General features: G+C 34.5%; 13 protein-coding genes and 2 pseudogenes. 6 read left to right on the top strand and 9 right to left on the bottom strand.

Annotation, left to right across the window (positions count from 1 at the left end; all coding sequences use genetic code 11):
* Window positions 1-106 precede the first annotated feature (106 nt).
* Window positions 107-1,657, bottom strand: coding sequence for a solute symporter family protein (locus LZ480_RS12415; RefSeq protein ID WP_241369757.1), 1,551 nt, complete (start codon window positions 1,655-1,657; stop codon window positions 107-109).
* 3 nt (window positions 1,658-1,660) lie between these two features.
* On the bottom strand, window positions 1,661-1,999 hold the full coding sequence (locus LZ480_RS12410) for a DUF485 domain-containing protein (protein ID WP_241369756.1): 339 nt from the start codon (window positions 1,997-1,999) through the stop codon (window positions 1,661-1,663).
* 541 nt (window positions 2,000-2,540) lie between these two features.
* On the opposite strand from LZ480_RS12410, the gene LZ480_RS12405 reads away from it, so the two are divergent.
* From LZ480_RS12405 to LZ480_RS12385, 5 genes and pseudogenes are all read left to right on the top strand, one after another.
* On the top strand, window positions 2,541-3,083 hold the full coding sequence (locus tag LZ480_RS12405) for a GNAT family N-acetyltransferase (protein WP_241369755.1): 543 nt from the start codon (window positions 2,541-2,543) through the stop codon (window positions 3,081-3,083).
* A gap of 87 nt (window positions 3,084-3,170) precedes the next feature.
* Entirely contained in the window at window positions 3,171-4,364 is a 1,194-nt protein-coding gene (locus LZ480_RS12400) for a chromate transporter (RefSeq protein WP_241369754.1), read from the top strand.
* Between the two features lie 73 nt (window positions 4,365-4,437).
* Window positions 4,438-4,599 (top strand): hypothetical protein, encoded by a 162-nt coding sequence (locus tag LZ480_RS12395; RefSeq protein WP_241369753.1) that lies wholly within the window; start codon window positions 4,438-4,440, stop codon window positions 4,597-4,599.
* Window positions 4,600-4,744: 145 nt separating this feature from the next.
* Window positions 4,745-6,262 carry a transglutaminase domain-containing protein gene (locus tag LZ480_RS12390; RefSeq protein ID WP_241369752.1) on the top strand — a complete coding sequence of 506 codons (1,518 nt, stop codon included), beginning with the start codon at window positions 4,745-4,747 and terminating at the stop codon, window positions 6,260-6,262.
* Between the two features lie 324 nt (window positions 6,263-6,586).
* A pseudogene (locus tag LZ480_RS12385) lies at window positions 6,587-6,784 on the top strand (flavoprotein); the annotation flags it as partial.
* Window positions 6,785-6,952: 168 nt separating this feature from the next.
* Here the strand turns inward: LZ480_RS12385 and LZ480_RS12380 are convergent.
* The 5 genes from LZ480_RS12380 to LZ480_RS12360 form a co-directional block, all read right to left on the bottom strand.
* Window positions 6,953-9,061, bottom strand: coding sequence for a transglycosylase domain-containing protein (locus tag LZ480_RS12380; protein WP_241369838.1), 2,109 nt, complete (start codon window positions 9,059-9,061; stop codon window positions 6,953-6,955).
* A 345-nt stretch (window positions 9,062-9,406) separates the two neighbouring features.
* Window positions 9,407-9,607: a hypothetical protein gene (locus LZ480_RS12375; protein ID WP_241369751.1), complete on the bottom strand. Its 201-nt coding sequence runs from the start codon at window positions 9,605-9,607 to the stop codon at window positions 9,407-9,409.
* Between the two features lie 76 nt (window positions 9,608-9,683).
* Window positions 9,684-10,340 (bottom strand): GAP family protein, encoded by a 657-nt coding sequence (locus LZ480_RS12370; RefSeq protein WP_241369750.1) that lies wholly within the window; start codon window positions 10,338-10,340, stop codon window positions 9,684-9,686.
* Window positions 10,341-10,351: 11 nt separating this feature from the next.
* Window positions 10,352-11,110 carry a MerR family transcriptional regulator gene (locus LZ480_RS12365; protein WP_241369749.1) on the bottom strand — a complete coding sequence of 253 codons (759 nt, stop codon included), beginning with the start codon at window positions 11,108-11,110 and terminating at the stop codon, window positions 10,352-10,354.
* 64 nt (window positions 11,111-11,174) lie between these two features.
* Window positions 11,175-11,318, bottom strand: coding sequence for a hypothetical protein (locus tag LZ480_RS12360; RefSeq protein WP_241369748.1), 144 nt, complete (start codon window positions 11,316-11,318; stop codon window positions 11,175-11,177).
* A gap of 263 nt (window positions 11,319-11,581) precedes the next feature.
* Between LZ480_RS12360 and LZ480_RS12355 the strand changes: the two are divergent.
* Window positions 11,582-11,908: pseudogene (locus tag LZ480_RS12355) on the top strand (flavoprotein); the annotation flags it as partial.
* Between the two features lie 428 nt (window positions 11,909-12,336).
* On the opposite strand, the gene LZ480_RS12350 reads toward LZ480_RS12355, so the two are convergent.
* Complete coding sequence (locus LZ480_RS12350) at window positions 12,337-12,555, bottom strand: hypothetical protein (protein ID WP_099424292.1); 219 nt, start codon at window positions 12,553-12,555, stop codon at window positions 12,337-12,339.
* A gap of 183 nt (window positions 12,556-12,738) precedes the next feature.
* Window positions 12,739-13,101 (bottom strand): hypothetical protein, encoded by a 363-nt coding sequence (locus LZ480_RS12345; protein WP_241369747.1) that lies wholly within the window; start codon window positions 13,099-13,101, stop codon window positions 12,739-12,741.
* Window positions 13,102-13,183: the final 82 nt, after the last annotated feature.

Below are 13,183 nucleotides of genomic sequence, written 5' to 3'. Positions count from 1 at the left end.
AAAGCGAATTGTTTTACAAGAAAACAATTTTTTTCCTTATTATTGTAAATTTACTGCAATAAAAAAGAGAAAAAGTAGGGGGTAAAACCTCCTTTTTCTCTAGAAATTAGTGTGATACGTCTTGTACTGAAACTCCTGTATGTGCTTTTACGCGAATTTCTTTGTAAATACGCTCTGCTTCAGCTTGTTCTACTTTACTAGTTGTTAATACGGATCCTAAGTAGCCTGCAATGAAGCTAAGTGGAATAGTAATAATTGCTGGTACTGCTAGATTTACTAATGGTTCACCTACGAAAATAGCGTTACCAGTTGGGCTCCAGATGTTTGGACCCATTGCACCTAATACTAAACATGATACTAAACCTGTAACCATGGCCGCAACGGCGCCGTTTGAATTGAATTTTTTCCAGTAAATTGTGTATAGAATTACTGGTAAGTTTGCAGATGCTCCGATACAGAAGGCGAATGATACTAAGAATGATACGTTTAAGCTTTGTGCGAATAAAGCTAAAGTGATTGACACAATCGCAATTGAAATCGATCCGATACGCGCAGCTAAAACTTGTTGTTTTTCAGTTAATTTACCATCATTTAAAATTTCACCATATATATCATGTGAAATGGCAGACGCACCTGTTAATACTAAGCCTGATACTACTGCTAAAATTGTTGCAAAGGCTACTGCACAAATAAATGATAATAAAATGTTACCACCTAAAAATTCAGCAAGTAATGGTGCGGCTGTATTCCCCGCAGCATTTTCTGCTTTAATCGCATCAATACCTACGAAATGCATTGCACCAAAACCTAAGAAAATTGTTAATGAGAAGAAAATCGCCGTAATCCAAGTTGTCCAAGAAATAGATGAACGAGCTGTTTTCGCATCTTTTACTGTAAAGAAGCGCATTAAAATATGTGGTAAGCCCGATGTACCTAAAACTAAAGCTAACATCATTGATACAGAATCAATAGAAGAAGTGTACTTAATTCCTGGTACTAAATATTCTTCACCATAATTTGTGCTAATTGTGTCAAACATGTTTACTAAATTAAAATCAAATTTTGCAAATACTAAAAATGCTAATAGGGTAGTACCAAATAATAGTAAACCGGCTTTAATAATTTGAACCCAAGATGTAGCCGTCATACCACCGAATAATACGTAAGTTGTCATCATCACACCTACGATTAATACCGCCATCCAGTATTCAATTCCGAATAATAATTTGATAAGTGCCCCAGCACCTACTAATTGCGCAATCATATATAAAATAACGATAATAATTGTTCCTGTTGCTGCAACACCACGAATACGTTTTTCATTGAAACGTGCTGTTAACATATCTGCTAATGTGAAACGTCCTAAATTACGCATTGGTTCAGCAATAATATATAGAAGAACTAAGTTTGCTACTACATAACCTACTGAGAAGAAGAAGCCATCAAACCCTGTTAGTGCAATCGCTCCGGATACCCCTAAAAATGCTGCTGCTGATAAGTAGTCACCAGCAATCGCAAAACCATTTTGCCAACCTTTTAATCCACCGCCAGCTGTATAGAAATCGCTTGCCGAAGAAGTTCGTTTTGCCGCGATGTATGTAACGATTAATGTTAATCCAACTATACCTAAGAAGAAACCAATAGAAACTAAATTCATGAATTAAGCACCTGCCTTTTCATATTCACTTAATACAGCCGCAGCCGCTTTGTCGAACTTAGATGCCATTTTGACATAAACCGTACAAAGCACAATTGTCATAATGAATAGGGCAAGCGAGTATACCCAAACCCAAGTAATACTTCCAATTGCCTTCTGTTGTAACACAGGAGTGAACGCTAATATCGGTAATAGAATGTAAAATGTCAAAAATGTAAAAGTTATACCGAATAAAAACGTGTTTTTCTTCCTTACAAATGTATTGAATGAATCCATACGATCAATCTTATCATAGTTGATTGTTTGTTGGTTTTTTGAGTGTTTTCCCTCTAAACTACTCATTATTAATTCCCCCTTAAGAATTATTATTCTGTTTTAAACGGAATATTACTGTTTGATTCCGCTGATAAATTTGATTGTAAGGGGGAATTCTTTATAATGCAATAACATTTTTTCTGAAAACTTTTAATTGTTTGATTTTGTTTGAAGCAGAATTATTAGGTTTTTTTAAGAAAATAACGATGCTAATTATATAGAATTGTTATATGCAATATTATTCCAATTTAATTTAGTACAAAATAATATATTTTAATAGAAAATAAGATACATTAAGTACGATATAATATTTCGACTCGCTAATATCATGATTTTTTGTATATTTTCGCATTAAGTCATCTTTGTACTATAACAATTAAAAAATAATAAAAATTTGATATTAAAAAATATTTAAAATTTCTTAACATTAAATGTTAAAATAAATTCAATGGGAAGCAGGAAATTTTATGGTATTCATTGTAAAATGATATTAATTTGATTTTTTAGTTGTCATAACCCGTGTTTTTTTATACTTGAAGCAAATAATTATCAAAAAGAGGGTGATTTCATGTTAAATTTAACAACAAAAAGGTTTTGGTTCGAACGTTATACGAAAGAGGATATAGCTTTCGTTTTGGAATTGGTCTCGAATCCAGATGTCATGAACTATATTGGTGATGGTCAAATAAAGGGGATACCATATGCAGAAAATTTAATTGAACGTATGCTAGAGCAATATAAAAATTTCGGAGATTATGGATTACATAAACTTGTACTCAAAGAAACGGATGAAGTGATTGGTCATGCTGGCTTAGTTGCACAAATTATTGATGATGCCTTTGAGATAGAGTTAGGCTATTGGATAAAGCCAGAATTTTGGCAGCAAGGATATGGGTACGAAGCCGCGCATGCCTTAAAAATCTATGCAGATGAAACGTTGTATTTAGAACGCTATGTTTCGGCCATTCAGGTTGGGAATGAAGGTTCAAAACGTATTGCTTTAAAAAATGGTATGCAGCTAGAAAAAGTCATTCAGATGGAGGGGAAAGAGGTAGAAATCTATGTAATTGAGAATGAGATTGATTACGAAGAAGATACCTACTCGATCTAAAGATTTTGTAAAATCTGTATGCAACAAATTGTATTCGCTATGATTCAATGCTACATTGTGGGGAATGAACAAGAAAGGTCTTTCAATATGCAAAAAATCTCACAGCAAAGTAAATTAATAATATTATTAGAACTGCTCTTCGTTTCAACTCGTCTTGGTTTAACATCGTTTGGTGGCCCAGTTGCACATTTAGGCTATTTCCATGAAGAATATGTCCGAAAACGGCAATGGATTGATGAAAAAAGCTATGTGGACTTAGTTGCCTTATGTCAGTTTTTGCCTGGTCCTGCAAGTAGTCAAGTAGGGATTGGCATTGGTGTTATGCGAGCTGGTATTGTAGGTGGGATTGTCTCCTTTATCGGCTTCACATTGCCATCTGTTTTAGCATTAATGGGTTTTGCACTCCTATTACATGGTGCGAACATAGACAATTTTAGTTGGCTTCACGGGTTAAAAATAGTGGCGGTTGTTGTTGTAGCGCATGCGATTATAGGTATGGCAAAAAATTTAGCACCCGATATCAAGCGGAAAGCAATCGCATTATTGGCGTTAGTCGCTGCATTATTAGTTCAATCGACTTTTACTCAAGTTGTCATTATCTTAATCGCTAGTTTACTTGGTTATCTTCTATATAAAGATGATGCCGAAACGAATGGACCGAATGGCGTACATTTCATTTCTAAAAAGGTTGGCTATGTATGTTTATCGTTATTTTTCAGTTTACTTGTGGTTTTGCCGATATTAAGTAATGTGACTGCATTTAAATGGATTACGATGGTGGATTCTTTTTATCGCGCAGGAGCATTAGTTTTTGGTGGAGGTCATGTAGTTCTACCATTGTTAGAGAATGAATTTGTCCATACAGGGTTAATTGATGAAGCGACATTTTTAGCAGGTTACGGTGTTACGCAAGCTGTACCTGGACCGTTATTTACATTTGCAGCATATATTGGGACAATTATTGGCGGTTGGCAAGGTGGGGTATTGGCAACGGTCGCTATTTTTTTACCAGCGTTTCTACTTATTTTAGGAACATTACCATTTTGGAATCAACTAAGAAGCAACTCGAAAATCAAAGGCGCATTTATGGGCATCAACGCTGCGGTAGTAGGCATTTTAATTGCGGCATTCTATCATCCGATTTGGACGAGTGCCATCTTACAGCCAATTGATTTTGCTTTAGCTGCGATTTTATTTAGTTTGCTTGTGTTCTGTAAGTTATCGCCCTGGGTCATTGTGTTAACCGGAGCGGTTGGCGGATGGGCTATTTCGTTTATGTAATTATTAAATAGTTGAATAGGATTCGCAAACCTCTTAATACGTATTATCAAATTAAGGGGTTTTTTAGTTTAAAGTGGAAATTGAACAAGAATTAACTGCATATGAAGCGCTTAAAACGTCTGAGGACAGAAATATTTTACAAGGACTTTCACCTTTAAGTATTGCGCGGCTATATTGGTTGGCAGAAATAGAGGGGAAAAAAGGCAGCAATATGATTTTTATACAACGCAGCTAGATGGCGTCAAGTGGAGATTTGAACAGTCACAAACCTTTTCACCGTTTGATACGCATTCTTTAGCTGAGGCATACCTTTTAATTGCAGTAGAGAAATTTGTTAAACTATATATCATAGAAATGAAAATGATTTGAGGAAGCTTGATATGAAAAGTTATTTTATAAGTTATGAAGATTTTAAAGCAAAAGGTGGTTCCATTAAATCTTCAACAATTACATATGAAGAGCTGTTAGCGGTGTTAACGATGCATATGGAGCGTTTGGATAAGCAGTTTTCGTTAACGATTAATGGTCATTTACCAAAGCCTTTGCATGAAATTTTAGACGACGCGTTTGAGCAAAGTCATTTGTATAAGGCGTTTTACACGCAGCATTGTGCCAATCGGAGCTATCGTTACCGGAGTTTGTCTAAAAATCGTGTGAAAGTGGATTTCACACTTAGTTATCGCATGAATCGGACGCAGGAAAAGGACATGCTTGCAGAAATTACTGAGGTACTAGCGCGGATTACAACACCAGCGATGTCTACGTTACAAAAGATTGTTGCGGTGCATGATTATATTGTGCGTACCTATAGCTATGAAATGCACACAAAAGGTTCGCCATTTGCGGTGTCAACATTTATGGCAGAAAAGCGCGGTGTTTGTATGGCGTATGCGTTATTATTTGAGAAAATGATGGATATGCTCGATATTCCTTGTTATTACGTAATAGGGAAGGCAGATGGGGAAGGAGATGCCGGTCATGCTTGGAATATAGTGAAGCTTGATGTGGATTGGTATCATGTGGATGTGACGTGGGATGATATTGGCCATGCGTATGAGCATCATGAAATTCGTTATCGCTATTTTTTATTGACGGATGATCAAATTGCCAACAATCATCAATGGGATTTGGATTTGTATCCACCATGTACAAGTGATCATTTTCATATGCTACATCATTTGTATGATGCATGTATTGTGGGTGATGAACTTATTTATCCGCATCCGAAAACGGCTTGTTTAACGGCGATGTCCCTAAAAAAGTTAAAGGCTAGGAAACTTGCTGACATTAGTGTGCAGCAATGTACATTTGCGAATGGGATTGTGTATGTGAGTAATTACTCGGATGGAGAAACTTTGTATTCGTATCATATTGAGACCGCTGAAATAACGAAACTGAGCGCGGATAAAGTTAAGTCAATTGCTAGAGATTTGAATCAAGTTGTTGTTACGTATGATAACGATAGAACGAAATATATTGAACTGGAGCATATTTCACAAACGATTGATGCGAAAACGATTACTGTGAATGAATTGGATGAAAAGCAATATACGGAAGTTGCGATGATGTCGTTTGGAGATAGCTGGCTAGCAACATTTGATGAGACTTCAGAGATATTTGTTGCATTGAAAAGCGCGGACGGTGTGGAGTTATTCATAAATGAGCCAGTAAAGCAATTAACAGTATCATTAGAGCTAGATAAAGGGATCCAACTGCAAATGACAGCGAATCGAAAGCAAGTCCAATTTGAACAAGCAGCAAAATTAATAGTACCGATTCAGCTAGTTGCAAAGGATTTACAAGCATTACAAAAGCAATTTGCTGAACAATTAGTTGTAAAGGAACGTACCGTGATACTTGAAGTAAGTCGAAGTTTACATGTGCAAATTAAGAGATAAATATGTAATGGAAATCCTATGTGAAAAAGTAACATAGGATTTTTTTGAATGCATTTTACAGATCTAATGATTTTTTTGTGTTTCGTCTCACTATTTTAAGTATACTTTTGAGATGATACACAACTTCCTATAATATATATTATGACCGTGTCCCTAAAATCTAATTCCATAAAGAGGTTATCCATTAAATTCCCTATAAAATTTGTACATTTTATTTTTATGTCCTGACTAAATTTTGGACAAGAGTTTCTTGTCTTTTGTATAAATGAATATGGACTAGAAGTTCAAATTTTTAATGTATTTCATGTAACATAGAATCCCGGCTTCTACGTTGTTGGTATGAAAAGCTACGGACGCGCACCTACATTCTTAATGGCAACTGGCTATGAGCAAGTGCGCTCCATTGTAGCGTATTTAACAGGTGATTTGGAGGCTGCTCGTAAAGTAGAGTTAGACTTACCAGAAACAGGTGTATGTAGCTTAGATTTAAGTAGCAATAATAACAAAACAAATTGTTGTTAAAAAAGTATCTGTACCTTTTGAATAAAAATCGATAAAAAGTAAGTTGAAAACGCTGATTTATACAGAAAAAAACCAACTTTTTTGAAACAAATTATGATCAAAACAGTTGGTTTTTCATTTATCTAGTTTGGTTTTAATAATAAAGATTGATTATTCCGATGTCTTTACTTAGTCCTCATCTTCCTTTTTATCTTTACTATTTCTATCTTTTTCTTCTTCCTTCCTTTCCTTTTGCTTTTTCTTTTCCTCTTCTTTCCTTTCTTTTTCCGCTTCTTTTCTTTCTTTTCTCTCATCTCTTCTTTCCTTTTCCTTTTCCTCTTCTTTCCTTTCCTCTTCATATTTTTTCTTCTTCAACTCTTGTTTGTATTTGTTCTCAATCAAAGTTAAGTCAAAATCTTTATTGGAAATCTCCGATGCAGACTTTGATATTATTTCTTTAAAAATTACTGTCGTAGTTCCACTGCTAGTTGATAAAAGATAGTGATCTTGATCTGTTTTATCATACCCTAACCATATCGCACCGACTAATTGAGGGGTATATCCGACAAACCAATGATCTTTTGCTCCTCCATCTGCCAGAAATGGGAGCTGTGTTGTTCCTGTTTTCCCTGCTATTTCTATACCTTCAACCTGAGCCTTTATCCCTGAACCTTCATTTACAACACCTTTAAGCATATATGTCATTTTTTGAGCAACATCTGGTTCAGTAACTCGCGTCGCATTTTTCTGCCATTCTCCAAGTAGATTCCCATTTGCATCCTCTATTTTTTGAATGGCATGTGCCTCTACCATTAATCCATTATTGGCAAATGTCGAGAATGCTTGTGCCATTAATAATGGTGATGTTCCTTTAGACATTCCTCCTAGAGCTAACCCAAGTCCATGATCTTCTTCATTTAATGGGATACCGAAACGCTCCACTGCATTTATCCCGTAATCCAATCCCATTTTGTTTAATAACCAAACTGCTGGTACATTATATGAGTTAACAACGGCATCATACATCGTCACTTGACCACGGTATTGCTTATCATAGTTAGTCGGTTGATATCCATCTATATTAAGGGGGTTATCCTCTAACAAATCAAATGTATCATATCCCTGTTCCAAAGCTGGTGTATACACTGCTAATGGTTTCATTGTTGATCCAGGCTGGCGTATTAATTGTGTGGCATGATTGAAACCACGAAAAGTATGTTCGCCTCTTCCACCAACAAGTGCGTTAATTCCACCGGTTGAAGGATTAATAAAGATACCTCCACTTTGGATCAACTGATCCGACTGACTTTCTGGAAACATGTTTCCATTTCCATATACTTCTTCAGTAGCATTCTGAATAGTAGGATTTAATTCAGTATAAAAATGAAGACCACCAGAAAGTACTTCATTTTCTGTCAGATCATATTTTTGAATAGCCTCCTCGATGATATGATCTACATAATAAGGGTATTTACCTTTGTACTTGTCATCGACTTTCTTACTTTCTAATACAATAGTCTGTTTCTTCGCCTTTTCAACATCACTTTGGTCAATATATCCCTCATTTTTCATTAGTGTTAAGACTATATTTCTTCTTTCAACAGCCTTATCTAAATTTTTTATAGGTGACAGAACGGAAGGTGCCTTAATTAAACCAGCAAGAATTGTAGATTCACTTAACGACAATTCACTTACGTCTTTTCCAAAATAAGTTTGAGCAGCACGTTGAATGCCCCAAGCTCCCTCACCGAAATAAATTTGATTTAAGTATCGTTCAAGGATTTCATCTTTGGTGTAAGTTCGTTCAATTTTTTTAGTTAGAATTAATTCTTTTATCTTTCTTGTAAAGGTACGTTCATGTGTTAGAAAAACATTTTTTGCTAACTGCTGTGTAATTGTGCTTCCGCCTGCAACAACTTCTCCACTTATCAAGTTTTGAAAAAATGCCCGAATGATACCTATATAATTAACACCATTATGCTTATAAAAACGCTGGTCCTCTGTTGATATAACAGCTTGTATGACTTCTTTTGGTATTTCTTCTATACTAACTCCTTCAATATTTGAATTAGATATCTTGCTTGCAATGTCTCCGTTTTGATCATATATAATAGTTGGCTGTGGAACCGGATTTTCTAATTTACTAACATCACTTTTCCAGATAAAGATATTAAAAATAAATAAACTAATTAAGACTAACGTTATACCTGCCAATACTAACTTAACTACAAAACTTTTAGATTGTATCTTATTCCATACAGTATTCCTAGACAATTTGCGTTGTTGTCTTCTTTCCATTCTTCCCACTTCTATTCCCACCTTCAAGCTTATTAATACACATTGCTTTATTGTTAAATATCTAATATTTTAAGTCAATACATAATAAAAAATTAACATTATAAATTTATTCCTTTACCCAATTGTAGATAAGCCTTACTCCATTAAATGGCCCGATTATCTAGAAGGGAGATAATTTTTAACAATCTTTATTAAAATTATCGAACTTTATTATAAATTATCAATCTTAATTAAAAGGCTACAGGATTCTTTTGAACTCATATTGAAGCCCCTTAGTAAATTACTATTCCTAACGTATTATCTGACAATAGAAAAAATCCACCTCTTATTAGAGATGGACTCCTCTTATTGCTCATGTAGCTCAGCCATTGCTTGTAAAAATTGTTGGCGTATTGCCTTTCCGTAAACAAATGGATCTCCTTTAAAGAAAAACTCTTCAATAAACTGTTTTTTTTCTTCTACCGATAGTTCTCGACTCTTCATGACAAGCTGTGCATAACTTAAGAAATAAGGAACTGTTAATGTACTTGAGTGCTGTACACGCATACTAGCAACTTGATTGCTCGTAGCCAAGTAAAACTAAGCCGAGCTGACCATTTTCTTCTTAAGCATGAATTGTAACCTACAAGTAATCCAGACTATTAAAAATTAGGATGATTCCAACAATACACATTATCCAAGAAAGAGCAGATCCTGTATTATCAGCTATTTTCACCCGAAGTTTCTTAAGAGGTTTTTGCATCCTCCGACCAAACAGGAGATAAAAGAGAAACAACAAGATGGAAGGCATCACCATGATAAGATTGTATCCAGCTAAAATAGAAGACCATTCCATCCATGATAGGTTAGAAGTAGTCATTATTCCGATTGCTGCAAAATATGGAAATGCTGTACCTACTTCTATTAATGAAGTAGTGAATCCCAGAGCAACCATTGAAAGAATGCTTTTTGATTTTGGTGAAGGTAGGTCTGAATTTTTCTTTGTTGGAACATAAAAACTTGTAATGAACAAGATTGCTCCAATAATAAAGACTGTCCAGCTTACGATTCGATTTTGAAATACGCCAGAAATAATCTCAAGTAAAAAAACTAGTCCTAACATGAGTGAAACTCCAACAGCAAAATAAAATCCTGCAACCGTCAATAAATATACCAATAAACGTTTGGTAAGTTTCTCTTTGTCTGTTAAAAGTAGATACACCGTTACCCCTAATGTGGCAGGGCTTAACGTATCCATTAAAGCCAAACATCCTATCAGGAGAATTAGTTCTGTACTCATCATTTCCCCCCTTATTCCGGTTGAGGTTTATTCTTTTCAGACATAAAGAATACATATGCCTGGTTCATCAACTCAAGCACATCCTGATCAATCGGATATAATCCCAGTTTCTCTGACTGTTTTTGCGACATCCTTATTTTCCACAGCTTATCTAAAAATTCATTTTCACCAGCAAATTCCTCTAAACGCTTTTCATCCATTCTTCTAATGATATTTTGAACTTTTATTGCTTTTGGACCGTCCTTGATATAACGTTTTAACTGACCTATTAGTGCAATCCATTCTAGTGAGTCAGAACTGTCACTTGTCATATTGGGAACCTTTTTCCATAGCTTTATTTCTCTTTCTTTAAATACAGATTCGCGATAATTCTGCTGTATTTCTTTATCTTTACTGGATAATTGCATAATCTTCTGAATCGCAATCCAGTTTTCATCTCCTTCTATAGCAATTCCATGTATCAATTCCCGTAAAGACTGCTCTATTTTCTTTAAATTTTCCTGTTCTTCTATTACAAAAGATAATTGACTCTTTAAACTATCCGACCAATCCCACTCACTGGAAGCGAGCATATTCTTAATCTCATTTAAGCGAAATCCAATCTTTTTTAAAAATTGAACCTGCTGTAGTTTTTTTATTTCTTTATTCGTATATAAACGATGACCACCTTCTGTTTTAGATGTTGGTTTCAATAATCCGATTTTATCGTAGTAACGTAGTGTTCTTACTGTAACACCTGTCAGCTCTCCGACTTTGTTAATGTGTATCAACTGATTAACCTACCTTCCTGTTCGTAAGACCTTATCGTTAACAACTGTTTTATTCATTCCACTTTTATTCTTCTTTACGAAAAAAAGTTTTAAGTAAGTACCCTGCTCCCAAGCCAATCAGTACACCAGGAAATGAATTATCCAGAGTCAGTCCAACACCAGCACCTATAATGACACAACCATAAATTATAATATCTCCCTGTTTCATCTAATCCCCCTATTTTTCTGAATAATCTAGATATTGCAAAAAAAAGTAGTTCTTAAACAGTATACAAAATGACGTAACGTTAGCTTCAAGTGTTTTTTTGACTATTCTTAATTAATCTATATAAACCTTGAAACTGCCGAGGGGTCACCTTCTATAATGGTATCCAAAGAGAGGAATGAGAAAATGAAGAAATACTGTATTGTTATGTGGGTTCTTCTTACTATAATGTTTTTAAGTGCATGTTTGGAAGGTGGGGAAAGTGAAGATTATCGATTGACGCTTCTGTTGAAAGTGTCGAAGCATTGGCACCATTAATTGATCCAAATGAACATAGCTGTGGAACCGTTCGTCCACACGGTGAGCTAGAATTACGTCACCCTAAAACTGGATTCTACGTTGTTGGAATGAAAAGCTACGGACGCGAACCTACATTTTTAATGGCAACTGGCTATGAGCAAGTGCGTTCCATTGTAGCGTATTTAACAGGTGATTTGGAGGCTGCTCGTAAAGTAGAGTTAGACTTACCTGAAACAGGTGTATGTGGTTTAGATTTAAATAGTAGTAATAAGACCACTTGCTGTAAAAAATAATCCCCTTGAAGCAATTTTCAAGGGGATTTGTTTATTTATCAAGTAGCACAATATTTGGAATAATGCATATGTAGACGAGGTACAGACTTAGTAATAGCGGTGGATAGTCTGACAGTTACAACGATAGCAGTCATACAACGCTAAGGGATTTGTAGCTTTTGAATAAAGTTCGCTGTATATGCAAGATTTTATTCAAAATATGATCCAGTGCAATTTCTTTTGAACAGCATTGAAAGCTTTGTTGTATCTAAGTTCAAACGATAGTGCATAAAAAAGTGTATATGAATGAAGTACAGAAAAACACTTAATACATTGGTATGACAACGTTTTAAGTGTATTATTTCGTCCCAAAACTTTTATTTGGGAACGTTATTTAACTATGAGATGCATAAGCTATTCGTAAAATTATAGCGTTATACCCATTTAAACTAAGCATCTTTCTGATATTTTTTATTCTGAATAGCAAAGAAAATCCAAATCATAACTAAGGTTGTAGTAGGTCCTTTTACTGAAGAGAAATTTATATTAAATATCCACTTAATCAAGCCTTGGGTAATTATAGATATTAGTGTCAAAAAGATGAGTAATAAAAATGAGTGTAATATTAACTTTGGGAAACGTATTTGAGAATGTTCTGGGAAATTCATTATTTTACCACCTTCGTATTAAAGAATTCTAATAATTCAATTATACATTTCCTACTAAATTAAATTAGAATTAATTACCTTTTGATATTTGGAGACTTTTTTACATAAAGTAACCAAAGTTTCATTTGGGAACGTTATTTGAATAATGGGTGTATGTTGCACATTGAGTATTGATTAACAAAGTTATACACCAAAGTGAATCATCCATTTATCCCCTTTTATTGCCTCGGTTATTTTTTTCATCAATTCTTCTAGTTCTTCTGATTTGTATTTGCCGTTTGCTTCATTAACAATATGTAAAAACTGTTTATGAGAACTCGGTGGTATCAATGTTATACCAAAATAGACAAGGCTTTTATAAGGGAAATTTGTGTTATGTGCGAATGTATCTAACTGAAGCATTTTTTTACCAAAATCCTTAGACCTTAGTTCATCAAGGAAATCACCATCCACAATTATGCAATCATATTTTTCAGGTTCATAATGATTATATTCTTTATCTTTTTCTATACAAGCAACTATTCCAAACTCGTGAACGTAAGGCATATTACACCTCCCTGGTTTTACCTTAATATATACATCTACTATCCTATATTCCAATGAATATTTATATAAAATGTCCAAAGAG

It is taken from the genome of Solibacillus palustris (assembly GCF_022549215.1).
GTDB classification, from domain to species: domain Bacteria; phylum Bacillota; class Bacilli; order Bacillales_A; family Planococcaceae; genus Solibacillus; species Solibacillus daqui.
Note: the sequence above shows the minus strand (reverse complement) of the source record. Positions and strands in the feature narration are given on the sequence as shown.

Coding starts and splice junctions, on each gene's coding strand:
- LZ480_RS12350 (WP_099424292.1), bottom strand. CDS start 12,555: ATGAATTTCCCAGAACATTCTCAAATACGTTTCCCAAAGTTAATATTA.
- LZ480_RS12415 (WP_241369757.1), bottom strand. CDS start 1,657: ATGAATTTAGTTTCTATTGGTTTCTTCTTAGGTATAGTTGGATTAACA.
- LZ480_RS12390 (WP_241369752.1), top strand. CDS start 4,745: ATGAAAAGTTATTTTATAAGTTATGAAGATTTTAAAGCAAAAGGTGGT.
- LZ480_RS12370 (WP_241369750.1), bottom strand. CDS start 10,340: ATGAGTACAGAACTAATTCTCCTGATAGGATGTTTGGCTTTAATGGAT.
- LZ480_RS12400 (WP_241369754.1), top strand. CDS start 3,171: ATGCAAAAAATCTCACAGCAAAGTAAATTAATAATATTATTAGAACTG.
- LZ480_RS12360 (WP_241369748.1), bottom strand. CDS start 11,318: ATGAAACAGGGAGATATTATAATTTATGGTTGTGTCATTATAGGTGCT.
- LZ480_RS12410 (WP_241369756.1), bottom strand. CDS start 1,999: ATGAGTAGTTTAGAGGGAAAACACTCAAAAAACCAACAAACAATCAAC.
- LZ480_RS12345 (WP_241369747.1), bottom strand. CDS start 13,101: ATGCCTTACGTTCACGAGTTTGGAATAGTTGCTTGTATAGAAAAAGAT.
- LZ480_RS12380 (WP_241369838.1), bottom strand. CDS start 9,061: ATGGAAAGAAGACAACAACGCAAATTGTCTAGGAATACTGTATGGAAT.
- LZ480_RS12375 (WP_241369751.1), bottom strand. CDS start 9,607: ATGCGTGTACAGCACTCAAGTACATTAACAGTTCCTTATTTCTTAAGT.
- LZ480_RS12405 (WP_241369755.1), top strand. CDS start 2,541: ATGTTAAATTTAACAACAAAAAGGTTTTGGTTCGAACGTTATACGAAA.